The sequence below is a fragment of the Altericista sp. CCNU0014 genome (genome assembly GCF_044923475.1).
Taxonomy (GTDB): Bacteria; Cyanobacteriota; Cyanobacteriia; order Thermosynechococcales; family Thermosynechococcaceae; genus JAAURS01.
Genome location: NZ_CP137338.1, coordinates 3,606,324 through 3,628,849, shown reverse-complemented (window position 1 = coordinate 3,628,849; position 22,526 = coordinate 3,606,324). Strand labels below are relative to the sequence as shown.

Here is a 22,526-nt window from a genome sequence, read left to right as displayed (position 1 = left end):
GATACCTGCCCTGAGGAACCCGAGCGTCATGGATGTCAAACAGTGGTTGAGTCGCCAAGAGCCGAATTGGCAACGGCTGATCGCGCTGCTCGATCGCGCTGAGAAGCAGGGCATGAAGCGGTTGTCTGCCGCTGAGGTCCAAGAACTCAGCAGTCTCTACCGCAAGGTCAGCTCCGACCTCTCCCGCGCCCGCACCCATGAAGTTGGGGCTGTGGCGATCGAGCAGCTCGCCAACCTCACCATGCGCAGCTATACCCAAATTTATCAGGGCGGTCGCCGTCAAAACTGGCGCGACGTGTTGGAGTTTTACCTGCGAGGGTTCCCGGCTGTGGTGCGCGAAACTTTTCCCTACACGGTAATCTCCACGATCGCGTTCCTCATCGGCGCGTTAATCGGCTGGTGGTATGGCTGGCGCGACCCCGCATTCTTATCAATTGTCGTTCCGTCCCATATCCTGGATCTGGTGCAGAATAAAGGCGAACTCTGGATGGGTTCCATCGTCGGCATCGAACCAATGGCTTCCTCTGCCATCATGCGCAATAACATCAGCGTCTGCATCTCTGCCTTTGCGGGCGGCATGCTGGCAGGAACCTGGACCTTATTTTTGTTGTGGAACAACGGCTTGCACATTGGGGCGATCGCCACCCTCGTGGGCAAGTATCACTTGGCCTACCCCTTTTGGGCCTTTGTCTTCCCCCACGGAGCCCTGGAATTGCCTGCCATTTTCATGTCCGGCGGGGCAGGCCTGCTGTTAGCACGGGCGATTGTATTTCCCGGTCAATACCGACGGGTGGATCGGCTCAAGATTCTAGGAGGGAAGGCGATTCAGCTTATGTTTGGGGTTGTGCCCATGCTGTTTGTGGCAGGAATTATCGAAGGATTTTTCTCGCCCTCTCCAGTGGTGCCCTCCTCTTTGAAATATTTGGTTGGAACGGTCATCTTTGCTCTTTTAGTGCTTTACCTCAGCTACCGCCCCACTCTGTCCGAAATCGCAAAGCCGCAATAGCCGAAGAGAGGCCGTTTTTATCGGCGTTGCGGTACGCTTGAAAGGAGGGGGAGGAACTCCATTTTACGGGTTGCTAACGTTACCAGGTCGTTCCCTTGGGCTTTTTTCTCTGGCGGATGAATTATGCAGTGTCCTTTTTGTCAGCATACCGACAGCCGAGTTTTAGAATCGCGCTCTGCCGAATCCGGGCATAGTATTCGCCGTCGCCGCGAATGTTTGAGTTGCAGCCGCCGCTTTACAACCTACGAGCGCATTGAATTTGTCCCCATTACTATCATCAAAAGAGACGGGCAGCGCGAGTCCTTCGATCGCTCGAAGCTCTTGCGGGGCATTGTCACGGCCTGCGAGAAAACGGGGCTGACTGCCTTACGGCTGGAAGCGTTGGTGGATGACATCGAAGCAGAACTGCAGCTGCGCTCCGTTAGAGAGATCGCCAGTACGGAGGTAGGCGAAGCGGTCTTGCAATCTCTCAAGCAGTTGAGCGAAGTCGCCTACGTCCGATTTGCCTCGGTATACCGACAGTTTCAAGGGATTCGAGACTTTGTTGAAGAACTGCACAGTTTGCAGACCGATCGCACTTCGGCTGACTCGGCGCAAAATCGCCCCGAGCTATCTCCAGACGTTGCAGCCGCAGATCGGGTCGAGCTGCCTGCACCTAATTTGGTTTCCTCGGCTTCTCAACCCTAGACACCCTGGGTAGTCCTAAACAAGTAAGGATGCATTGTCGTGGTGAACAAAGAGCCAGATGGCTCCAATGTGATTTTCCAGTTTTTTAGAAAAAGAGAGGGTTTTACGCACTAATCGTGAGACTCGTTGGCGCATCGTACAGTTGAAACGCTCAATATAACTCGTTTTGCCTGTCTCTTTGCCCACAGCCTTGTGACGCTTATCAGGGAACACAAGGGCGTAGGCACTCCAAAAATCTGTGTAGGCCACTGCACACTGACGGTAGATCCCAGGCAACGAAGCCCAAAGCGCTCTCGCTCCTTGTTCAGAGCGGTCGCCGACATGAACCCCGACAATTTCGCGGGTCTCGACATCCAGAGCAAGCCAAATCCATTGTTTGTTGCCTTTATCGCCGACAAACGACCACATTTCATCGCACTGAAGGGTCAACGGCCCTTTTTTTTAGAGGACACTTTGACCTGTCGAGGAATCGACTCATATTTGCAGTTAACATAGTCCTGCAACCATGTTTCGGAAACATCGCAAACCCTCGCAATCCCGGCAAGCGGTATCTTTTCGAGTAAGAGTTTATCGATGAGGTCTTGGGTCACTTGAGAGATCAGTTTTTGCTTAGGGGCCTCAACGAACTGGCGACCGCAAGTTTTGCACTTGTGATTTTGATTCCCGTTATGGATAAAACCGTTTTTGACAACGTTTGTCGATTCGCAGCTTGGGCAACTTGGCATTGATCGTAAGGCGCTAAAGAGGTCTTTATGATCTTATCCTTACATTTGGGGGACTACCGACACCCTGAAAAACTCGCGTTCTGTTAAAGTGGGGCGCCTTACCTTGATGGGTCGAAACTCTGAGAACGCCTACAGCGACCGCTGTACGGCGCTGCTAAACTCTTCGTAAGATTTAACCCCCACGATGGTTTCAACCCGCTCGCCTTGCTTAAAGTACAGCACGGCTGGGATGCTTCTGATTCCAAAGCGTTTGGCGACGGGTTTGTGGACGTCGAGATCGATCTTGAACACCTTGGCGCGATCGCCATATTCCTCCGCCAGTCGATCCATCAAGGGTGCGACAAGCTTGCAAGGTCCGCACCAGGTAGCCGTACAGTCGATGACTAACACAGCCTCCGCAGCCAACAGCGCGTCCAATTCGGCTTCGTCTTGAATGAAAGCTGTGGTACCCATGTGTATTTCTCCAGTACGGATCGTTGCGCTAACTGACCTTAGCTCAAAAGCGCAAATATTCCCCGCGATCGAGTTTTGTTTTTGCCAAAGCAGTTTTGAAAGGCGATCGCAGTTGTGCTAGGTCAGCCCGTGGCTTTCAACCCATCGCAGACGCTCGAATCAAGCATCGAAATTTATTTGCTCTGTCGCGTCAAACCCGCCAGCAGAGTGCTGTAAAGTTACAGATATGTATGACGACGACGACCTAAACCTGCTCAATGCGGACGCCGTATTGGAAAGTCCGCTAGACCGCTTAGCTCCGATTGACGATCCGGCGGCTGAGGCGGACAAGCCCGATGTAGAAGAAATGCTGGGCTTATTGTCCTCAGCAGAGGTGCCCCAGCGCATGAGAGCGGCACGGGCGTTTTGCGAGCTCCAGGACGAACGGGCAACGCCGCAGCTCATTCAACTCTTGGCCGATGGCTGCCCGTTGGTGCGCGTGAGCGCGGCTTATGCGTTAGGCCGCAACCCCAGCACCGATGCTGTGGAGCCTTTAATTCAGCAATACCATCGCGACTGGAATGGCTACGTTCGCAAAGGCGTGGTGTGGGCTTTAGGCAACTGTCGCGATCGCCGTTCTCTCTCTCCGCTCGTCGAAGCTCTCGAGACCGATATTTCTGCGGTGCGACTTTGGGCCGCTAGCTCCCTGGGGCAAATGGCAGATGTGGATGCCGAAACGGCGGCGGAGTCTATCCCGGCAGTCGCGAAAGCGCTAGCACGAGATCCGCTCCCGGCAGTGCGGAGCAACTGCGCGTGGTCGATCGGTCAATTGTGTCAGGCGGTTCCAGTTGGTGAGGTCTATCGCGGGGCGATCGCTGCTTTAATTGACGCGCTGTCCGATCCAGATTTGGGCGTCCAAGAAGATGCTAAAAGCGCCCTACTGAAGTTAGGCGATCCGAGCGGATTGCAGGCGATCGAGGAGATCGAGTTAGGGTTGCTTTAGGGCGGTTTATAGATGCCCGAGATTTTGAGTTGCACGACAGCCAGCGCTACATCAAAGCTTGGTACTCCTTCAACATCAGCCGAAGTGCGGACCGCCAATGGAGCGGCGGCTGGCCTAGAACGGGCGTAATATCCTGGAGCGAAAGCACCGAATAATGGGGCCGCTTTGCGGGCGTGGGATAGTCGGCAGTGGAGATCGGTAAGACCTGCTCGATTTTGAGGGGAATGCCCAGACAGCGGGCTTCTTCAAAAATGGCGATCGCAAAGTCGTACCAACTCGCGACGCCGCTATTGGTGAAGTGATAAATGCCCGAAGGCGCGGGTTGACCTTCCAGCGTGCGAATCAGAGCGGCTATCGTCTCTGCGATCGAGCTCGCCCAAGTCGGCGATCCGATCTGATCGGCCACCACCTTCACTTCAGCGCGTTCTGCCCCCAGCCGCAGCATGGTTTTGACAAAGTTGCTCTTGCCGTAGCTGCCGTAGACCCAGGCGGTACGGAGAATCCAGTGGCGATCGCAGTTGGCCTGAATCTCCCGCTCGCCATCTCGTTTCGATTGCCCGTAGACGCTCGTAGGATGGGTCGGATCGCTCGGCAAGTAAGGGGAGCCTTTCGTGCCGTCGAAGACGTAGTCTGTCGAGATGTGCATGAGTTGCGCGTCAAGAGACCGGGCAACTTTAGCAAGCTGCGCGGGGGCCACTGCATTGATGGTACGGGCCAAGTCCGGCTCGGATTCTGCCTTATCCACGGCAGTATAGGCTGCGGCATTGACAATAATATGGGGCTGAAGCGGCCCTAAGACGCCAGCAATAGTGTCTGGCTGACTCAGATCGAGGCAATGACGATTCAATAAATGCAGCTCGCCAAGGGGACGAAGACTGTGCTGGAGCTCTCGACCGACCTGCCCGTCGGCACCCACTACGACAATTTTGTACATTCGTTCTACTCTAGGGCCGCACCAAGGTTTTAAGCCAGTCAATCATGAGAGGATTGACAATTTCCGGTCGCTCGTCATGGGGACAGTGACCCGTATCGGGAATTGCCACGACCTGAAGCTTAGATTCCTTCCTGTCCGTTGCCCATTCCTGAAAGACCTGACTGCCTTGAATGGGCGTCCAGGGATCTGCCTCTCCCCACAGCACCAGTAACGGTTGTTGAATGCACGGGAGCAGTTCTGCAACGCGCGGGCCAGGGGGTGCCCCTAAGATAGAGGCAAAAACCTTCTGCGCCTTGGGGTCGCAGGTCGGCTCGTAAATGATCTCCACCAGCTCGTCGGTGATGGCCTCGGGATTGCCGTAGACTTGCTTCAAGGTATTGCGAATTCTGCGTTTTTGACGGACTCGATCGAACAGGATAGGTCCGATCCAGGGGTTTTGTACCACTCCTGCAAAAATGCCCATGATGATTCGCAGCGGCAAATTGAACTCGTCAGGGCGATGGTTGAGCCCACCTGCCACGTTGAGTAAGATGCCGCCTACGGCCATATCGGGGTACCGGGCTAAAACCATGAGACCGAGCAACGCCCCGATCGAGTTACCGACCACCACCATGGGCTGCTGGATCTGCGCTTGCCAAAAGTCCCGAATCATTTCTTGCCATAACTCGAGGGAATAATCCAGCGCGGGCTTTTCTGAAGCGCCAAAACCCAACAAATCGATGGCATAAACTCGATACCCCTGCTCTGCCAGCGCTGGAATGTTTTTGCGCCAGTGGGCGTAGGTAACGCCAAACCCGTGAATGAGCAGCAGGGGCTGCCCTTCTCCAAGTACCGTATAGCAAAGGTCAAAGCCCCGCCACTGCCAAGAGAGACGGGGCAAAGCAGCATGGAGATAAGAATTTCGAGTAGATTCTGAAACAGTCACAAGCTCAGTCATGAAAGAGGTCGTACAACAAAACAGGGAGGCGTAAACAGACTCCCTGTTTATTATGATGCTTGAGCTGCCTATCAGGGAATGACTGGCGCGGTCGTACTAGAGACTAGAGGACGATAGGACCCTAGAAAAGCAGTTGGCGCTGTCTCGGCACCGTTCGCAATGGCAGTCCATCCCTGAACCTGAGCGATCGTCGTAATGGATTCCTGGAGCTGCGATGCAACGGCCACGGTGGTTGCATCGTAGGTTTGGGTCGCGAGTTTGGGGTAAAACCCAATCGCGATGATGGGTGCGATCGTGCAGACGGCAATGAAAATCTCGCGGGGTTGGGCATCCATGGCCGGGGCGATCGCCTGTTCCGGCATGGAAGATCGACCGTAAAATACGCGTCGCAGCATGGACAGCAGGTAGATAGGCGTCAAAATCAGCCCCACTGCTGCCAGAAGCGTGACGATCGCCTTAAAGGGCGCGCTGTAGATGGGGCTGCTAGCCACGCCCAAGAAAACGGTCAGTTCGCTTACGAACCCGCTCATGCCAGGTAGGGCGAGCGAGGCCATCGTGCAGGCCGTAAACAGGGCAAAGGCTTTGGGCATGACCTTGGCAATGCCACCCATCTTTTCGATGACCAGCGTGTGGGTGCGCTCGTAAGTGACCCCAGCCAAGAAGAAGAGCGCTGCCGCAATCAGCCCGTGAGAGAGCATTTGGAGGACTGCGCCGCTAAAGCCAACTTCCGTCAAGGCCGAAATCCCAATCAGCACAAACCCCATGTGGGAAATTGAAGAGCAAGCCAGACAGCGCTTCAAGTTACCTTGGCTGAAGGCCGTTAGCGCTCCGTAGACAATATTGACAACGCCCAGCACGGCTAAAGCAGGCGCTAAATAAACGTGGGCATTGGGAAACATCTCGACGTTCATGCGGATGAGTCCGTAGCCGCCCATCTTAAGCAACACCCCAGCCAACACCATAGAAACTGGAGCAGACGCTTCGCCGTGGGCATCCGGGAGCCAGGTATGGAAGGGAAAAATGGGAAGCTTGACCCCGAAAGCAATGAGTAAGGCAATGTAGCCCGCAATTTCAAAGGCGAGGGAGTAGTGCTTCTGAGCCAAGGTCGCCATATCGAAGGAGACCGCGTCGCCTGAAAATGCCATGGCCAGACCCACGACCAAAATAAAGATAGAGCCGAGGGCCGTGTAAAGGATGAACTTGGTGGCGGCGTAAGCGCGCTGCGGGCCGCCCCAGATCGAGATGAGCAGGTAAACCGGAACCAGTTCCAGCTCCCAGAGCGTAAAGAACAACAGCATATCCTGCGCTGCAAAAACCCCAATCTGGGCGCTGTACAGCAACAGCATGAGGCCATAAAAAAGCCTGGGCTTGTGAGACACATTCCAGGCTGCAAAAATCGCTAAAGTATTGATGAATCCCGTCAGGACGATCAGAGGCATCGAAAGGCCATCAATGGCAACCGACCAATTGAGTCCTAGCTGCGGTATCCAGGGGTACTGTTCGACTAATTGAAGTCCGGGCGTGGCAAAGTCGTAGTGCTGCCAAAAGGCCCAGACGGTCAGGGAAAAATCTATCAGACCGACAGCCAGAGCGTACCAACGAAGCGTTTTGCCGTCTCGGTCTGGAATGGCGGGAATCAGGAGCGCTGCGATCGCCGGAAATGCAATCAGCGTTGTGAGCCAGGGAAAGTGATCGACCATTGTTTAGAACCCCATGGGGCGAAAGTCTAAAAGTTATCGAAACTCAATCATTTGTATCAATCGTTAACAGATGTCTTCGATCGATGCAGCTACGATTGCCCTTGCCAAAATCGCTGAAGTCTCAAGAGATCCTGACGTGTAGAGCGAAACATAGCTCTCCTCTCTAGGAATATTTACCTAATATACCCTGATTACGAATTGTTAAGCACAGGGACAAATATAAAGTTTTTCACTGGTTTTGTTTCATTTCATAAATAAACATGTATGGCCCAGCGATGGGCGTTAGGTTTGCCTCCCCTATTTCAATCTGCCCAAATGTGGAAGAATGCGAGACAATCGGGGTACCATCGTTTTTCTGCAAACCGTAAAGGCGATCGCCTTCTTCGCGCTTCAGGTTTTTCGAAAAAACACTCCGCTCGGCCAAAGCCGATCTTGCGAATTGTATTACGCGTGTAATACGATTGAAGTATATTGCCATCCTTTCAATTGAGGACCGTCTCGTGAGTCTTGAAACCCTCTCTCCTGCTGCAACCGCATCCGCCTCGACCTTTGATGCTGCTGATTTCGATCGCTGCGTGATGCCCACCTACGGGCGCTTTCCGCTGGCGATCGCCCGGGGAGAGGGGTGCCGTCTTTGGGATACGGAGGGCAATAGCTACCTCGACTTCGTGGCGGGCATTGCTACCTGCACCTTAGGTCACGCCCATCCGGCCCTCGTGGATGCCGTCGCGCGCCAAATTCAAACCCTCCACCACGTCTCGAATCTGTACTACATTCCCCAGCAGGGCGACTTGGCCCAGTGGCTCGTGCAAAACTCCTGCGCCGATTTCGCGTTTTTCTGCAACTCTGGAGCCGAAGCCAACGAAGGGGCCATCAAGTTAGCGCGGAAGTACGCCCATACTGTTTTAGGGATTTGCAATCCCGTTATTATCACGGCCAACGCCAGCTTTCACGGTCGGACCCTGGCCACTGTCACCGCGACCGCTCAGCCTAAATATCAGCAAAACTTCTCGCCCCTCGTGCCAGGGTTTCACTACGTTCCCTACAACAACATTGCGGCGCTAGAAACGGCGATCGCCCAGCTCGACGTTTCCGAGCGCCAAGTTGCAGCCATTTTGCTGGAACCGCTTCAAGGCGAAGGCGGCGTGCGTCCCGGAGATGCGGCGTATTTCCAAAAAGTCCGCCAGCTCTGCGACGAAAAGGGCATTCTGCTGCTGCTGGATGAAGTTCAAGTCGGCATTGGCCGCAGCGGTCGACTGTGGGGCTACGAAAACTTGGGAATCGAACCGGATATTTTCACCTCAGCTAAGGGTTTGGCGGGCGGTATTCCCATTGGGGCCATGCTTTGCAAGGCGTCCTGTAACGTCTTTACTCCCGGCGACCACGCCAGTACCTTTGGCGGCAATCCCTTGGCCTGCGCTGCTGCCCTAGCGGTCTGTCAAACCCTCACCCAAGACAATTTGCTCGCAAACGCGAGGGTGCGGGGCGAACAGTTGAGAGAGGGATTAAGGGCAATCGGCCATCAATACCCCTCTCTCGTTGCTGAAGTTCGCGGGTGGGGACTCATCAATGGCTTGGAAATCAGTGCTGAAGCGGCCCTTACCGCTCCAGAAGTCGTTAAAGCTGCAATGGACGAAGGACTGTTGCTCGTTCCGGCAGGGCCGAAGGTGGTGCGGTTTGTCCCGCCGTTGATCGTGAGTGCAGCAGAGGTAGAGGAGGCGATCGCCATTCTGGGGCGCGTCTTTCAAGATCTTGTCAAGGGATTGTAAAACGGAGCGGGCTGCTGGCGCGGGTCAAGCGGATCGGCTGTTGTTTTCTAGGTTATCGAGTCGCGAATCGTTCCTTTGCTGCGCAGGTCATTCATCTCAGATTATTCACCCGAAAAAGTGGCCCCCATTTCCAATGGCGATATAGACTTATGGGAGCTAACGTTTGCCAGCGTACGCGCGTCATCTGGCTATGAGCTTGTTCCAAACCGTTCTTTTTGCTGACATCAGCCGCAGCTCTAGGCTCTATGAAGTGTTGGGCGATGAGGCTGCCAAAACCATCGTAGAAAGCTGTCTCACGCGCCTTACCGCGATCGTACAGCAGCACCAAGGTCAAACGATCAAGGTGATTGGCGATGAGATTATGGCGCTTTTCCCCTACGCGGATAAGACGGTTCAGGCTGCTTGTCACATGCAAGAAGATATTACGCAATATGCCGCTGCCAACGATCTTCAGTTAGGACTCAGGATCGGCTTAAACTTCGGTCCGATCATTACCGAAAATGAAGATATTTTTGGGACTACGGTCAATGCCGCCGCGCGGATGGTGGCTTTTGCGAAATCCGGTCAAATTATTACTAGCCAAGAAACCGTTCAGGCGCTATCGTCTGCGCTTCAGGCCCAGACGCGGTTGATGGAACGCATTCCCAGTCCCGGACAAACCGGACGCATCAGTCTCTATCAAATTATTTGGGAGCGGCGAGAACTGACCACGGCCAGAACGTACTTGGCGGAGACTTCCACCCATACCAGCGTTCTCCAACTCAAACACCACGATCGCGTCGTACAGCTCAGACCCGAGCAGAGCGGCTTTACCATTGGCCGCAATGCCGATAACAATTTGGTCATTTGCGATGACTACACTTCTCGGCACCACGTTCAAATTATTTTCCGCAAAGGAAAGTTCGTGCTCGTCGACCAAAGCACAAACGGGACGTTTATTGTGGCAAAGGATCGGAGCCAAGCCTTTATCCACCGCGAAGAGTACGTCTTGCAACATGAAGGCTGGATTGGATTGGGGGAACTGAGGTACTCCGATCACCCCGATGTTATTACGTTTGAGATCGGCAGCGTCCCGACCCTCAAAGCAGTGGATGCGGGTATGGCAGACGAGTAGCAATGCTGAGGGTATTTGTCTACGGCACGCTGAAACCCGGACAGGTAAATTACGATCGCTATTGCGGCGATCGCATTCTCCAGGCCCTGCCCGCCCAAGTTCGGGGTCGACTTTTTCACCTTTCCCTCGGATATCCGGGGATGACGTCCGGTGACGCTTGGGTACAGGGCTATTTGCTGCAATTTGCCGACGAATCCGCGTTGCTCGCTCTAGACCGCCTAGAAGACTATCAGCCTCAGCGACCTGAAGCGCACAATGAGTATCAGCGGCGGGAAGCGGAAGTGTTTGGGCAGGACGGGCGATCGCTGGGTTTTGCTTGGGCCTACTTTATGACGCCTCAAAAGATTCAGGAGTATGACGGGAAATGGATTGCCAGTGGCGTGTGGCATCTTGAGTTTTGAAGAAACAACTGGCTCTTTATTTTTTCATGCCAATTTTTTCATGCCACATCCTTACGTTTTTGAACAAAAGGCAGTGCTATTAAGATACTTAAAATAAGCAGCCCCTGAACGCAGAAATGAGCAAGCGGCTTGATGTCAAACAAGTAGCCCAACTCATCGTAGGTTTTGGTAATAATTCCCTCCGCTTCGCTGATGGCCTTTTGGCGCTTTTGCCGCCAGTTTTGATAGTCTGCTTGCCAGGTTTTAAGGGTGTCCTGAAACGCGGCAGCCTCTTTTTGATAGGCAAGCTGAGCCTCGGGAGAGGGATCGCTCGGTTGCTTTGCCAGCTTGGGCTGCACGGGTTCGGGCTGGTCGATTTCAGGAACGTACTTCGTTAAAATGCCAGGGAAGCGACAGCCCTTAAAGACATTCGGACCAAAACACTGGCATTGCTTTAGCTCCGCGTCTGTCAATTTTTCGCGCTCTGCATCGGTCTTTTTGAGACAGGGATCTTTGGCCACGTCTTGCCCCAGGCCAGAATGCGTTACTAACAGTTCAAAGGGCCATTTAATGACATTGACGCGATTTAAGAGCTGCCCTGGTGGCCCGAAGTTGCTGGCGGGCTGGATGCCGCCGCTAAAGATAATCTGGGGCACGAGCACCATAATCATGAGCAAAGGCGCCATGCTTTGGTTGGGGGCGATCGCCGAGACCAGAAGCCCCAACATGGCCCCTGCCATAATTGCGATGGTGAAGTCGAGGTAGAAATTGAGCAAGACCTCCCAACCCCCCGGAAACCGAACTGCGATGAGCTTGACCAGCAGGTACGCCGCCCCCTGATACACCGAGAACAAAAAAGCAATCCAGACCTTCGACAAAATGTAGGGGGTGACTTTTAAGCCGTACAGCCGCTCGCGACGGTAGATCTCGTCTTCCTTGACCAGTTCGTTCATGGTCGTAATTTCGCCGATCATCACCGCAATCAGGGCGCTCACAAATAGCATCGTGACGGACTGGGTGGCGCTGCCATTTTTGACGCTGAAGAGGTCGGACTTCCAGGTGATAAAGTCCAACATGCCCAGAAGAGGGGCGATCGCAAACATCAGCGCCAATGTCGCTTTATCCTTGGCCAAGACTGCCAAATTCCGCGCAGACAGAATCCGAAACTGTCGCCAGCCCGAAATGCGGTTTTGGACCTTGGCCCTGGTCATTTTGGGACGCACCTTCGTCGAGCGTTCCGCATCGTTGGGCTGCACTTCGCGCTGGCGTTCGATGACGTACTGTTGGTACAAAGGGGAGTCGCGAAACTGCCGTTCCAATCGCTCTGGAGAGGGAGCCTGAGAGTTTTTCTCGGGGTCCAGGAAGCGATAGATTCCAGAAAAATCATCTAGCCCAAATCCTTCGCATTCGCGGGGGAACGCGTTGCGGAAGTATTCTAGAATTTTGTCTAGCGGCCCATAGTAGGCAATGCGGCCTCCCTCGGCCAAGTACAGGACCAGATCGCACTGTCGAATATTTTGCGTGGCGTGGGTGATGAGCAATATGGTGCGGCCCTGGTCGGCAAGCTGTCGCAGCAGAACCATCATGTCCGCTTCAGTACCGGGGTCCAGCCCCGAAGTGGCTTCGTCCAAGAAGAATAAACTGGGCCGATTGAGCAGTTCTACGCCAATCGAAACGCGCCGCTGTTGACCGCCACTGAGGAGCTTAATTTGCACCTCGCGTCGATGAGATAATCCGATATCCTCTAGAACCTCGTAGATCCGCTGTTGGCGTTCGGCGAGCGTTGTATCCGATGGCATCCGCATCTGGGCGGCAAAAGACATGGCCTGCGCTACGGTCAAATCGGTGTGGATGATGTTTTGCTGGGGCACGTAGCCCATCTGCGTGGCAAAAGCCTGGAAGTTTTTATACAGATTTGTCCCGTTGACCAGCACCTTGCCGCTGGTGGCGGGTCTGAGCCCGTTGAGGGCATCCAGCAATGTGGATTTACCGCTACCGCTGGAGCCTAACAGTGCCACGAATTCCCTCGGCAAAACGGACAGGGAAACATCGTTGAGGAGCGTTACGTTTTTGCCGACAATCTTGCTGAGGTGAATCCCATCGAGCCGCAGATTCCCTTCTTCAAAATTCTGCGTTAGAGTTTCGTTGAGGTTCAGGACGAAGCTGCACGACCCGACCTGGATGGTATCGCTGGCGCGAAGGGCCACCGATCCGCGGACGGCTTTGCCGTTGACGTAAGTGCCGTTGCTGGAGTTGAGATCGGTAATGACAAATTTGCCATCCCGTCGATCGAGCCTGACATGAAAGCGGGAAACAACGGGGTGCGGGATCGCTAAGTCGTTTTTGGGATCGCGACCGATGGTAAACGCATCGCGGCCCCGCAGAGATAGGGTTTCGGGGGGGACTCCCAACTCGATCGCAGGACCCATATCCCCAGGCGCTAAGATAGTGCGCTGGGCCGTGGAGTCTTCGATGGGAGCGGTTTCGCTGACTAAAAAGGAAACCTTGAGCGCGCCAATCTCGATACGATCGCCGTGGTTGAGGGGGATTGCCACTTGGGCCGCAATTTTGCGATCGTTGACCAGAGTGCCATTCGCGCTGCCGAGGTCGGTGATGGTGTAGCCCTGCTCTCCCCGATCGATCCGAGCGTGATAGCGCGATACGGTTGTTTCGTTGATCGCCAAGTGATTATCATAGCCGCGACCTAAAGTAATAGTGTGAGGGTGGAGCGGGATTTGACGCCGATCGGAGCCGGAGTCCGTCAGAATTTGCAGTCGGGCAAGGCTGGCCGTCATTAAACGTCTCAAAGAGTCTCAAAGACAGGAAGAGGTCGAGGTTAAACCCATTAAACACTGTTTGCCGATCTTTGCCGGACTGCTGTAAAGATTTTTACCGCTTTTCCCTTCAACCCTATAGTTTTAAGGACCGCCTGAAGGTGCAAGAATAGCTCAGTGCCCATTTAGGCGCACTTCTGTCAAGATAAACTCAACGAATCCCCCCAAACACTCCTGTTTAGGGGTCAAAACGATCGTGTTAAAGGTACCGAGACCCCAATGGCCCAAACCAACGCCAAGCTCGTCATTCACAGCGATGGTCAGTTTTTTCAAGATTTATGGCTCAACGAGACGATTGTAACCATTGGTCGCGCCCCGGATAACCTGCTGTGCTTGAGTGACGACCTGACGGTTTCGAGGCACCACGCTCAAATTGCTTTAGGGAGCGGAACGTACCTTCTAACAGACGTCGGCAGCTCCGACGGCACGTATCTCAACGACCAGCGCATTCAGGCTTATACGCCGCACGCTCTCAGGGATGGCGATCGGATTTCAATCGGGTCTGTCTGTCAGTTTACCTTTAAGGCAACGGAGGCGATCGCGACGCATCCAAAGGCGCCTGGGTACCCGGTATCCGGCCCCGAAGCTCCACCACTGTCGCCCAATCTACCGCCTGCCGAAAAAACGACCGTTTTACCCTTCGACGCGCTGCCCGATCGAGACGTAGGGACGTCCCAGCGCATGAACCTGCGGGGAAGAGACCTCCTCAACATCGGGCGCGACCCCACCAACGATATGGTCATCGACCACCCCGCAGCGTCGCGGTTTCACAGCCAAATCAAGCTGGAGCAGGGGAACTATACCCTCTACGATCTCAATTCCACGAACGGGACCTTCCTCAATGGCGAGCTGATTTCAGGCAGTCATGCCCTGAAGGTGGGAGATACGATCCGCATCGGTCCCGCTCAGCTCGTGTTTAACGTAGACGAAACCCTCATCAAAACCAACGAGGAAGGGAATCTTCGCATCGATGCGATCGACCTCAATAAGGTGGTTGCCAAGGGACTCAATCTCCTCAACGGGATTTCTCTGTCGATCCAGCCGCGCGAGTTTGTGGCGATCGCCGGGGTCAGCGGCGGCGGCAAGTCTACGCTTCTAGATGCCCTCAACGGGTTTCGTCCCGCCACCAGCGGCAACGTTTATATCAACGGTATCGACCTGTACAAAAACTTCAACGCCTACCGGACTGAAATTGGCTACGTCCCTCAAAAGGACATCGTTCACATGGAGCTAACCGTCGAAGACGCGCTCCAGTTTGCGGCCAAGCTGCGAATGCCCGTCGATACCACCCCCGCCGAACGCCACCAACGGGTCGAAGAGGTGATGCGGGAACTCATGCTGATCCAGCGTCGCGATGTCCCCATCAAATCCCTGAGCGGCGGTCAGCTCAAGCGGGTTTCGATCGGGGTAGAGCTGCTGACCAAGCCCAGTTTGTTCTTCTTGGACGAAGCCACTTCGGGGCTAGACCCCGGCATGGAAAGCGAACTCATGCAGCTCCTGCGTGAGCTGGCCGACCAGGGTCGCACCATTCTGCTGATTACCCACGCCACGGAAAACGTGATGCTGTGCGATCAGGTGGTCTTTATGGCGCGGGGCGGCAATCTAGCCTTTTTTGGGCCGCCCCAGGACGCGCTGAAGTATTTTGGCGTCCAGCGCTTTAACGAAATTTACCGGAAAGTCGAAAACGAGCGATCGCCGGAGGAATGGCAGGCCCAGTATCTCCAGTCGCCCTACTTCCACAAGTACATTGCAGGTCGCCAGCAGACGCTGAAGGTGGCAGAAGACGGACGCGGGACGAAAAAACGAGAACGCTTGGTCAAGTCTGGCGCGCATATCAAGCGCGCTTCCAGCTTTCGGCAGTTTTTGGTGCTCTCCCAGCGGAATTTAGCCATATTAGCTCGCGATCGCATTAGCCTGATTCTGATGCTGGCCGTCGCGCCCCTGTTGGGATTGCTCGACTTTTCCGCTTGGCCCAGAACCATTCTGAACGTCAAAACCGGGAACCCCAGCCTCACGGTTTCGATGCTGTTCACCTCCATTTTGATTGCCATTATGGTGGGCAGCTTGGCCACCATGCGCGAGATCGTCAAAGAAATCGACATCTTTAAGCGAGAGCGCATGATTGGCATCCGCATTGCGCCCTACGTGCTGTCTAAGGTGTGGGTGGCGCTGCTGCTGTCGATTTATCAGGCCGTTATCTTCGTGCTGTTTAAGTCCTTAGCCGTGGAATTGCCCCGCACCCCCGAGTTTTTGGGTGGGATGTTTTTGACCCTGCTGCTAGCCACCCTCGGCGGCATGATGATGGGACTCTTGGGTTCGGCCATTTCGCCCAACCAGAGCGTTGCGCCCATGATCGTGCTGCTGCTGCTGATCCCGCAGATTTTGTTCGGCGGTGGCGTCTTGCCCATCGAAACCTTCGGCCCGCCGGGGAAAGTGCTGAACACCCTGGCTCTCACCAAGTGGCCTTTTGAAACCTTGGTGACGCTGACCGGATTCGGCAAGGATGTGGCGACCGATAAATGCTGGCAGCTGCCGCCAGAACAGCGCAAAGACCTCAAAAATGAAGATAAAAAAGACTGCAAATGCATGGGCAAAAACGTCTTCAAGACCTGTAATTTTGCAGGAATCGGTAAATTCTACGTCCCCGAGATCGACCAAGCCGAACCGAAGAAGCCCGACGAGCCGAAGTTGTCTAGCAACGCTTCCTTGGAAGAGCAGTTGGCCTATCAAAAAAAGATTGCGACTTACCAAGACAAAATGGAGGTCTGGAATGAGGTCTATAAAGATTGGAACCTCAAATACAATCGGGCCATCAGCGAAGCGGAGGGAAATATTAACGGCCTTTACGAAAAATTCGGTCAGGCGTATAACGTGAATGTCGCGTCCCATCTCACGACCTTTGCCTTTTTTGTGATCGCAATGCTGGCGCTAACGGTAGCCGTGCAAAAGGTTAAGGATTTTATTTAGCTTGCTGCTAGCTGGGGCAGCAGCGCCAGATTTTGCTCGAACAATGATACTTCGAGGTTTTTGTCATCGCGGGTAGAGAGCGATCGCCGCGCTTCTCCTAAATACAGCGGCACGGAAACGCCCTCCTCAGGATGAATGACCGTTCTGGCCCTGACGGTAAGCTGCGCTTTACCGCGACCGAGCCGCCCTGGAGAAAAGAGATTGACAGCAGCCTGCTCTAATGTCGCCTCGAGCTGGGGCCGCGTAATGTCCGGTGCGACTGCAATCACCACTTCGGCAGCGCCCGTATCGTAGACCAAAGAATACTTGGTTGCATTGGGAATAACAGTCTGCGTCAGCGGCACAAAACTGAGGGAAAGCAGGCCCACCGTCAACACCCCCACGAACCCCGTCGCGCCCACCAGCCGAAAGCGGAAGCCCCAACCGATCGCAAAGGCCAGTGCTGTCAGTCCCGCAAGGGCCAACGTCGCAATGCCGCTCCATTGGGTATAGGTCAAAAAATCGTCAGGCGTGGGCATTCAAAGTCTCCTCAGTAGATCCAAATCCAGATTCTGGCAACTATCATTCACTCTAGTGCGTTTCAGGCTGCAACGGGCAAACGAAATCGCTCGCTCGATCGCGAACCCGCAGCGATCGACCCATAGAGGACTGTTACCAATGCTGCATTTTAGGGGCTAGAGTGTCACAATAGGCACAATAGGTTCGATCGATGGGATTCACCCAGCAGTATTGGCGGAAGGAGGCTCGATGAAGTGGACTAGTGCGCTCTCAACTCGTCCCTCTCTAGAGGCAGCAGTCACTGAAGTGGCAGACAAGGCCCAAACGGCCTTGGGCCAGGCGGCTGACTTGGCCTTAGTGTTCATCTCTGAAGCCTTTGCCAGCGAGTACTCGCGGTTAATGCCGCTGCTGCAAGCGCGACTCGGATCCGTTCCTATTTTAGGCTGCGGGTGCGGCGGCGCGATCGCGCAATCGGCCTCGGGACGCCCTTTGGAAATTGAAGACGAACCCGCTATCGCCCTCACGTTGGCCGCCCTACCGGACGTGCAGGTCCATCCCTTTCACCTGCGTCCAGAGGAACTTCCCGATTTAGACAGCTCTCCCGACCGATGGGTCAATCTACTTGGGGTCGATCCGGCAGACAACCCGCATTTTATTTTGCTGGGCGATTCGATGAGCGCCCGCATCAACGACTTGCTTCAGGGTCTAGACTACGCTTATCCTCAGTCAGTTAAAGTGGGCGGGCTGACCGCTGGTGTCTCGGCTCTGGGGGGGAGCGGCCTGTTTTGTAAAGGGCGATTGCTGCGGGAAGGGACGATTGGCGTCGCGCTCAGCGGCAATATTTCGGTCGAGACCATTGTGGCCCAGGGCTGTCGTCCGGTTGGCCCGCTGCTGCGGGTGGCAGAGGCGGACAGACACGTGTTGCTGCGGGTCGAAGCGAACCCGGAAGGCGAACGCTGGGAGACGGCAGCAGTGGATACTAAAGCGCAAACGGCCCTTGAAGCCCTGCATCGCGCCCTAGATACCCTGGACGAAGAAGATCGGACGAAGGCTCAAAATGCCCTCTCGATCGGGATCGTCCGCGATGCGTTTAAGGCGAATGTAGAGACGGGCGATTTTTTGATTCGGAATCTGATTGGAGTAGATCCCCGAATTGGGGCGATTGCCATTGGCGATCGCATCCGGCCAGGACAGCGGGTTCAGTTCCACCTGCGCGACGCGGATGCCTCTGCCGAAGATTTGGAAATGCTGCTGATCGACTATCAAGAAAAAAACGAGCGAAACCCGTCGCCTGCGGGAGCGCTGCTATTCGATTGTTTGGGTCGAGGCGAACGATTTTACAACCGCCCTAATTTCGATACTCAACTGTTTCGTCAGTACGTGGGCGAGACACCCATCGGCGGTTTTTTCTGTCAGGGAGAGATTGGACCGATCGGTAGCGCCACCTTCCTCCACGGGTACACCGCCGTCTTTGCATTGTTTCGGCCCCTTGCCGAAAATCGATCCTAAGCCATTGCAAACGGGCCAATATTATTACCTATGACGGGACTGATTGCGGGCGGAACCTATCCTTTTCGCGCGCTGGCACTATTTCTGCGCAAGCCAGCCTTTTTGACGTACCTCTTTTTTCCGCTCTTGCTAAATGTCGTGCTTGGGATAGGGCTATACCTGGGCATCTTTGCTCCAAGCTGGCAGTGGATTAACACCGAACTCAGCGATTTCAATGCCTTTTTGGCTCAGTGGGAGGGGACATTGCCGCCTTGGCTGGGCTTTTTAGATGAAGTTGGGGCTGGGCTGGGCTGGGTGTTTCGGATCGCGCTGAGTCTGGGGCTATTTTTGCTCATCGGGCTGCTGCTGGCCCAGTTTGGGACGCTGCTGGGCGCGCCGTGGTATGGCAAGCTCTCGGAAAAGATCGAGCAGTTCAAAACCCAGCAGATGGAGATCGTTGAAATCGGACCGATCCAGGAAGTTCGGCGGGCGGTGCTGTTCGAACTCAAAAAGCTCCTGCTCTTGCTGGTGGTTGGGGGAACTTGCTTTATCGTCAATACGCTGCCAGGGCTGGGTTCGACGATCGCCACGATCGGTGGATTCTCCTTGGGTTCGACGCTGGTCTGCCTCGATTTTTTAGATTCTCCCCTCGAACGCCGCCGCTTGAAGTTTCGTCAAAAGCTAGGGTTAATTTACGGGACGCTTCCCGCCACCGCTAGCTTTGGCTTGGTCTCGCTTTTTTTGGTCAGCATTCCGCTGCTGAATCTCATTACAGTGCCCCTCTGCGTTGCATCGGGTACGCTGTTTTTCTGCGATCGCATTTGGCCGAAGCATTTCAAACAGCAAACGCCATCTGCATCAGCCCAAAATTAAGGTTGTTAAACCTGCAATTTCAACGACACTTGATTCACTCTTCTACTTTATTTACTATTGAAAAATCTTTAGGGTTAGTAAGTGAATAGATTTGTCCCTCTTTTATGAGAGAGCCAAAACAACTTACAAAAACTCTATCTTGATGAGCTTTTGCGGCAATGGCATAATCTTCATCAGAAAGTTGAACCTTGATTTTTTTTATTTGCTTACCTAGATTTCCAAATAGAGTCACTTGCCCAGTTTGTTCTCTATTTTGTCTTTCTAGTTTAATAACTTCGCCTATAACCTGAAAATCAGGGGTTATATTCGCCTTGAGGCGCTTCCCTATTCTGTGAATAGCAGGCATCAATTTAGAAGGAAAATTTATACTAGTAGAAATGCTGTCTGGCATAGAAATCGCAGGAGAACTATCAAGTTTTATATGAATATCTTCTCTCTTTCCGCTTTGATATATACCTACAAGAGCATCACACAAGTTAGAGCTGATACCTTCTTCAATATAGTTAGAGGGTAATTCAAAATCAATTCTCGAAACATCAATACTTTGAGCAGCTTCCTTGGCAAGCTCTAACGAATTAAAAAGAGTTTTTATAACTTTTCTTTCAAATGGATCGCCAGAGAAATGTCCTATTACTTCTGAAGAAATAGGAGAGATAATAGTTAAGATAAAGCTCCCTTTCTCAGTTTGTCCAAATCTCGCTTTTCTGAGATATTCATTGGCTTCTGACGGTTTCTTTTTTTCGAAATGCCTTCTAGAATCTACAGTTGAGCAAGCTGCTGACAACATCATTTCCCTGGCATATCGAATTAAATTGTAACCATTATTGAGTGGAACCGTTCCATTATGAAATTCTTGATGATTCAATTTGATTCTTATGACATCAGAAAGTGAATTCACTAAATTATTAAAAATTTCAATTTGCGATCTTTTTTCTACTTCCTCTAGAGTCTCTAGAATTTCACTTATCCGAAGCGGGAAGTCTCTAAAACGTGAATGTGCAGGCAGTAAAATCTCTGCAATTTCAGAACCGTTTTCTTTTAGCGTCCACATGGATGCTTTGTCTTCGATATAATCATCTTGTTCCCAACCTTTTTCTTGTAAATATACAAGAATCTGGTTAGGGTCTAGACTCCTGAGAGTTTCGGAATCCTGGATAAAAGCTTTCATGGCTCGTCTCCTAATGCAATCTTTTGCATCAGTTCGTTAAGGCTTTCTGAAGTCACTCGGTTTGCCTGAGGCATAAACACAGTTATTTCGCCTTGATCTTTGTCTGGTAGCCCTCTTAATGAAGCCCAATAAGCGCAGTATCTTATCATAGCTTCGTTGTCAGATTGAGACAACCAATTCTCAATGGCCTTTGGCACCACGACTACCATAAGAAGACGCGGTACAAGAACATCGGTTGCCCTTAGGTCATCATAGTTTTTCCTTTTTAGACCATACCTCAAGCCAGATTTGTCAATGCAAGTGTCCCGCATATGACACTTTAGCTGTATATCCAACTTTGGTTTTCTAGGGAATCGCTTGCTCGACAGTGTAATATCAATACTATCGTCGTCTACTTCTGGCTCAGCTAAAGTACATCCTGCGATAGCTGAAATGGCACGGAGGTATGCTTTGCTAAATTGTTCTTGTTGTTGTGTAATATGCATCGCTCAACAACAGCTATGCATGAATAAATGTTGCATATAATGTGACATGATCGTGAATCCATGGTCACTTAGGATAGCACTGTTCGTTAGTGTCCCTAGTTTTTCGCCACAGATTTGAGACGGTCATGCTTGGTATGGTCACGCTGTAAGACCAAGAAGAAAATGGTCAAACAACTGTCTTCATTGGGGAACGCACCAATTTCATCGGACTTGTTCCTAAACTCTCGAAACAATCGTTCGAGCGCATTAGTGGTTCGGACGAGTGGATATAAGGATGGGTTCAAATCATAGAAATTAAAGGTCAAAACAATATCTCTCAAAAAGGAGCGGATGGCATTAGGTTCAACAGACTGCCAAGTCTCGACAAAGACCACCAATCGCTCAATGGCTTCCATCCAATCATCGGTTTTATAGATGTCATAGGCGTCAGTCTTAATCTGGGTATAGCGAAGCTTCTTTGCTTCTGGAAGGTCTAGGGTCTGACCTTGCGCATCTTGGATGGATAAATTCTCATAGCCCAGATGACGCAGCATTGCCCTGATTTTATGAGTGATGCACAGTTGATGCTGGGCCTGAGGTACCCAGGCTTTGAGCACAGCGGGCAATCCATTGGTCCCATCACTGACGACAACCTCAACCCCATCAAGCTTCAATCCACGCTCCTGTAAACCCTTGAAAAAAGACTCCCAGGCGAATTGAGATTCACTCTCGGCAATCTCATAGTGCAAGATTTCACGAGTGCCATCTGGATAAATGGCCATTGCCACTAAAACAACCCGTTCTTCGGCTTGACGCAAGGCGCGCACATGTCCAGCTTGGTCTTCAAAGGTTTCCCCGCTTGCATATTGAATTCTCACCCAAACACCATCGACAAGCAAAATGGGTACAGCAGTGGTAATTTTTGCCGTGCGCCGTTGATTCATCTGCTGTTGAGCGGCTTCTGTGATTCGGTTGATGGCATTGACCGATAATACAGCCCCGAGTAATGGATAGAGCGCTTCTTGCAAGTCTCGCAAGGACAGGCCCATGACATACAGACTTAGACAAAAGTTTAATAGACTGCCAAGGCCCCGTTGATAGCGCCCCAAGATTTGCCAGTCTCGGTCTCTGTTCCCATGGCGCAGCTTGGGTACCGACAAGGATTCGATGCGCCCGTATTCGCTATCAAGGACTCGCTTGAAGTAGCCAGACCGACGAGGTCGTTCTCCCGCAAGCTGATTGAGATGCTCTTGTAATTCTTCGCACAGAGCTGCTTCTAAGACGCTTTGCGTAACCCCCAGAACCTCTGTATTCAGTTTTTCCTGTAGGACTTCGTTCAACTCTGGATATGGATTTTGGGTTTGAACCCGCAGTATTTGGGCTTTGCGTGTGACGATATCCATTCTCTGTTGGCCTGAATCTCTTATCCTCAGACCTTTTCACGCTTTGGCCTCTATGGCGAAAAACTCAGGACACTAACGCACTGTTCAATTATTCTTTAGCGGATTTTTTTTGTTCTTTACTTTTCTCTTATCTTCTTCAAGCTC

At 52.8% G+C, this 22,526-nt stretch carries 19 protein-coding genes; 9 read left to right on the top strand and 10 right to left on the bottom strand.

The window, feature by feature from the left end; genetic code table 11:
• Nucleotides 1-28 precede the first annotated feature (28 nt).
• Both R6H26_RS17240 and nrdR read left to right on the top strand, forming a co-directional pair.
• Nucleotides 29-1,006 (top strand): stage II sporulation protein M, encoded by a 978-nt coding sequence (locus tag R6H26_RS17240; protein ID WP_404784077.1) that lies wholly within the window; start codon nucleotides 29-31, stop codon nucleotides 1,004-1,006.
• A gap of 123 nt (nucleotides 1,007-1,129) precedes the next feature.
• Nucleotides 1,130-1,693: a transcriptional regulator NrdR gene (gene nrdR, locus R6H26_RS17235; protein ID WP_404784075.1), complete on the top strand. Its 564-nt coding sequence runs from the start codon at nucleotides 1,130-1,132 to the stop codon at nucleotides 1,691-1,693.
• 15 nt (nucleotides 1,694-1,708) lie between these two features.
• Here nrdR and R6H26_RS17230 read toward each other — a convergent pair.
• Together R6H26_RS17230 and R6H26_RS17225 are read right to left on the bottom strand one after the other, a co-directional pair.
• Nucleotides 1,709-2,418, bottom strand: a protein-coding gene (locus R6H26_RS17230) for an IS1 family transposase (protein ID WP_404784074.1) whose coding sequence is annotated in 2 segments (ribosomal slippage) — nucleotides 1,709-2,121 and nucleotides 2,121-2,418 — 711 coding nt in all. Because the reading frame shifts where the segments join, the coding sequence is not laid out codon by codon here.
• A gap of 129 nt (nucleotides 2,419-2,547) precedes the next feature.
• Nucleotides 2,548-2,871 carry a thioredoxin family protein gene (locus tag R6H26_RS17225; RefSeq protein ID WP_404784072.1) on the bottom strand — a complete coding sequence of 108 codons (324 nt, stop codon included), beginning with the start codon at nucleotides 2,869-2,871 and terminating at the stop codon, nucleotides 2,548-2,550.
• Between the two features lie 226 nt (nucleotides 2,872-3,097).
• Between R6H26_RS17225 and R6H26_RS17220 the strand changes: the two genes are divergently transcribed.
• Nucleotides 3,098-3,853 carry a HEAT repeat domain-containing protein gene (locus R6H26_RS17220; RefSeq protein WP_404784070.1) on the top strand — a complete coding sequence of 252 codons (756 nt, stop codon included), beginning with the start codon at nucleotides 3,098-3,100 and terminating at the stop codon, nucleotides 3,851-3,853.
• A gap of 46 nt (nucleotides 3,854-3,899) precedes the next feature.
• Here R6H26_RS17220 and rfbD read toward each other — a convergent pair whose 3' ends face one another.
• From rfbD to R6H26_RS17205, 3 genes are all read right to left on the bottom strand, one after another.
• Nucleotides 3,900-4,787, bottom strand: a complete 888-nt coding sequence (rfbD, locus tag R6H26_RS17215; protein WP_404784069.1) for a dTDP-4-dehydrorhamnose reductase — start codon at nucleotides 4,785-4,787, stop codon at nucleotides 3,900-3,902.
• 10 nt (nucleotides 4,788-4,797) lie between these two features.
• On the bottom strand, nucleotides 4,798-5,724 hold the full coding sequence (locus R6H26_RS17210; protein ID WP_404784067.1) for an alpha/beta fold hydrolase: 927 nt from the start codon (nucleotides 5,722-5,724) through the stop codon (nucleotides 4,798-4,800).
• Between the two features lie 71 nt (nucleotides 5,725-5,795).
• Nucleotides 5,796-7,424: an NAD(P)H-quinone oxidoreductase subunit 4 gene (locus R6H26_RS17205; RefSeq protein WP_404784065.1), complete on the bottom strand. Its 1,629-nt coding sequence runs from the start codon at nucleotides 7,422-7,424 to the stop codon at nucleotides 5,796-5,798.
• A 500-nt stretch (nucleotides 7,425-7,924) separates the two neighbouring features.
• On the opposite strand from R6H26_RS17205, the gene R6H26_RS17200 reads away from it, so the two are divergent.
• From R6H26_RS17200 to R6H26_RS17190, 3 genes are all read left to right on the top strand, one after another.
• On the top strand, nucleotides 7,925-9,193 hold the full coding sequence (locus R6H26_RS17200; RefSeq protein ID WP_404784064.1) for an aspartate aminotransferase family protein: 1,269 nt from the start codon (nucleotides 7,925-7,927) through the stop codon (nucleotides 9,191-9,193).
• A gap of 163 nt (nucleotides 9,194-9,356) precedes the next feature.
• Nucleotides 9,357-10,307: an adenylate/guanylate cyclase domain-containing protein gene (locus R6H26_RS17195; protein ID WP_404784062.1), complete on the top strand. Its 951-nt coding sequence runs from the start codon at nucleotides 9,357-9,359 to the stop codon at nucleotides 10,305-10,307.
• A gap of 2 nt (nucleotides 10,308-10,309) precedes the next feature.
• Entirely contained in the window at nucleotides 10,310-10,708 is a 399-nt protein-coding gene (locus R6H26_RS17190) for a gamma-glutamylcyclotransferase (protein ID WP_404784060.1), read from the top strand.
• 38 nt (nucleotides 10,709-10,746) lie between these two features.
• Here the strand turns inward: R6H26_RS17190 and R6H26_RS17185 are convergent, their stop codons facing one another.
• On the bottom strand, nucleotides 10,747-13,482 hold the full coding sequence (locus R6H26_RS17185; protein WP_404784059.1) for an FHA domain-containing protein: 2,736 nt from the start codon (nucleotides 13,480-13,482) through the stop codon (nucleotides 10,747-10,749).
• Between the two features lie 258 nt (nucleotides 13,483-13,740).
• Between R6H26_RS17185 and R6H26_RS17180 the strand changes: the two genes are divergently transcribed.
• On the top strand, nucleotides 13,741-16,488 hold the full coding sequence (locus R6H26_RS17180; protein ID WP_404784057.1) for an FHA domain-containing protein: 2,748 nt from the start codon (nucleotides 13,741-13,743) through the stop codon (nucleotides 16,486-16,488).
• On the opposite strand, the gene R6H26_RS17175 is transcribed toward R6H26_RS17180, so the two are convergent.
• Nucleotides 16,485-17,006, bottom strand: coding sequence for a Ycf51 family protein (locus R6H26_RS17175; protein ID WP_404784056.1), 522 nt, complete (start codon nucleotides 17,004-17,006; stop codon nucleotides 16,485-16,487). The genes R6H26_RS17180 and R6H26_RS17175 overlap by 4 nt on opposite strands.
• A 229-nt stretch (nucleotides 17,007-17,235) precedes the next feature.
• Here R6H26_RS17175 and R6H26_RS17170 point away from each other — a divergent pair, with 229 nt between their 5' ends.
• Nucleotides 17,236-18,495 carry an FIST N-terminal domain-containing protein gene (locus R6H26_RS17170; protein ID WP_404784055.1) on the top strand — a complete coding sequence of 420 codons (1,260 nt, stop codon included), beginning with the start codon at nucleotides 17,236-17,238 and terminating at the stop codon, nucleotides 18,493-18,495.
• Nucleotides 18,496-18,525: 30 nt separating this feature from the next.
• Nucleotides 18,526-19,347, top strand: coding sequence for an EI24 domain-containing protein (locus R6H26_RS17165; protein ID WP_404784054.1), 822 nt, complete (start codon nucleotides 18,526-18,528; stop codon nucleotides 19,345-19,347).
• Nucleotides 19,348-19,381: 34 nt separating this feature from the next.
• On the opposite strand, the gene R6H26_RS17160 is transcribed toward R6H26_RS17165, so the two are convergent.
• The 3 genes from R6H26_RS17160 to R6H26_RS17150 all read right to left on the bottom strand — a co-directional run bounded on the left by R6H26_RS17160 (nucleotide 19,382) and on the right by R6H26_RS17150 (nucleotide 22,382).
• On the bottom strand, nucleotides 19,382-20,515 hold the full coding sequence (locus R6H26_RS17160; RefSeq protein WP_404784052.1) for a hypothetical protein: 1,134 nt from the start codon (nucleotides 20,513-20,515) through the stop codon (nucleotides 19,382-19,384).
• The gene (locus tag R6H26_RS17155; protein WP_404784050.1) at nucleotides 20,512-21,000 is read right to left on the bottom strand and encodes a DUF4365 domain-containing protein; all 489 of its coding nucleotides are present in this window, start codon (nucleotides 20,998-21,000) and stop codon (nucleotides 20,512-20,514) included. The genes R6H26_RS17160 and R6H26_RS17155 overlap by 4 nt, the downstream gene beginning before the upstream one ends.
• 95 nt (nucleotides 21,001-21,095) lie before the next feature.
• A complete protein-coding gene (locus R6H26_RS17150; RefSeq protein ID WP_404783412.1) occupies nucleotides 21,096-22,382 on the bottom strand; it encodes a transposase in 1,287 nt (428 codons plus the stop codon).
• Nucleotides 22,383-22,526: the final 144 nt, after the last annotated feature.

Bases quoted from the DNA above. Each gene is read 5' to 3' on its own strand.
- R6H26_RS17165 (WP_404784054.1), top strand. From the start codon at position 18,526: ATGACGGGACTGATTGCGGGCGGAACCTATCCTTTTCGCGCGCTGGCA.
- R6H26_RS17155 (WP_404784050.1), bottom strand. From the start codon at position 21,000: ATGCATATTACACAACAACAAGAACAATTTAGCAAAGCATACCTCCGT.
- R6H26_RS17240 (WP_404784077.1), top strand. From the start codon at position 29: ATGGATGTCAAACAGTGGTTGAGTCGCCAAGAGCCGAATTGGCAACGG.
- R6H26_RS17220 (WP_404784070.1), top strand. From the start codon at position 3,098: ATGTATGACGACGACGACCTAAACCTGCTCAATGCGGACGCCGTATTG.
- R6H26_RS17160 (WP_404784052.1), bottom strand. From the start codon at position 20,515: ATGAAAGCTTTTATCCAGGATTCCGAAACTCTCAGGAGTCTAGACCCT.
- R6H26_RS17205 (WP_404784065.1), bottom strand. From the start codon at position 7,424: ATGGTCGATCACTTTCCCTGGCTCACAACGCTGATTGCATTTCCGGCG.
- R6H26_RS17170 (WP_404784055.1), top strand. From the start codon at position 17,236: ATGAAGTGGACTAGTGCGCTCTCAACTCGTCCCTCTCTAGAGGCAGCA.
- R6H26_RS17185 (WP_404784059.1), bottom strand. From the start codon at position 13,482: ATGACGGCCAGCCTTGCCCGACTGCAAATTCTGACGGACTCCGGCTCC.
- R6H26_RS17150 (WP_404783412.1), bottom strand. From the start codon at position 22,382: ATGGATATCGTCACACGCAAAGCCCAAATACTGCGGGTTCAAACCCAA.
- R6H26_RS17225 (WP_404784072.1), bottom strand. From the start codon at position 2,871: ATGGGTACCACAGCTTTCATTCAAGACGAAGCCGAATTGGACGCGCTG.
- R6H26_RS17190 (WP_404784060.1), top strand. From the start codon at position 10,310: ATGCTGAGGGTATTTGTCTACGGCACGCTGAAACCCGGACAGGTAAAT.
- nrdR (WP_404784075.1), top strand. From the start codon at position 1,130: ATGCAGTGTCCTTTTTGTCAGCATACCGACAGCCGAGTTTTAGAATCG.
- R6H26_RS17175 (WP_404784056.1), bottom strand. From the start codon at position 17,006: ATGCCCACGCCTGACGATTTTTTGACCTATACCCAATGGAGCGGCATT.
- rfbD (WP_404784069.1), bottom strand. From the start codon at position 4,787: ATGTACAAAATTGTCGTAGTGGGTGCCGACGGGCAGGTCGGTCGAGAG.
- R6H26_RS17180 (WP_404784057.1), top strand. From the start codon at position 13,741: ATGGCCCAAACCAACGCCAAGCTCGTCATTCACAGCGATGGTCAGTTT.
- R6H26_RS17210 (WP_404784067.1), bottom strand. From the start codon at position 5,724: ATGACTGAGCTTGTGACTGTTTCAGAATCTACTCGAAATTCTTATCTC.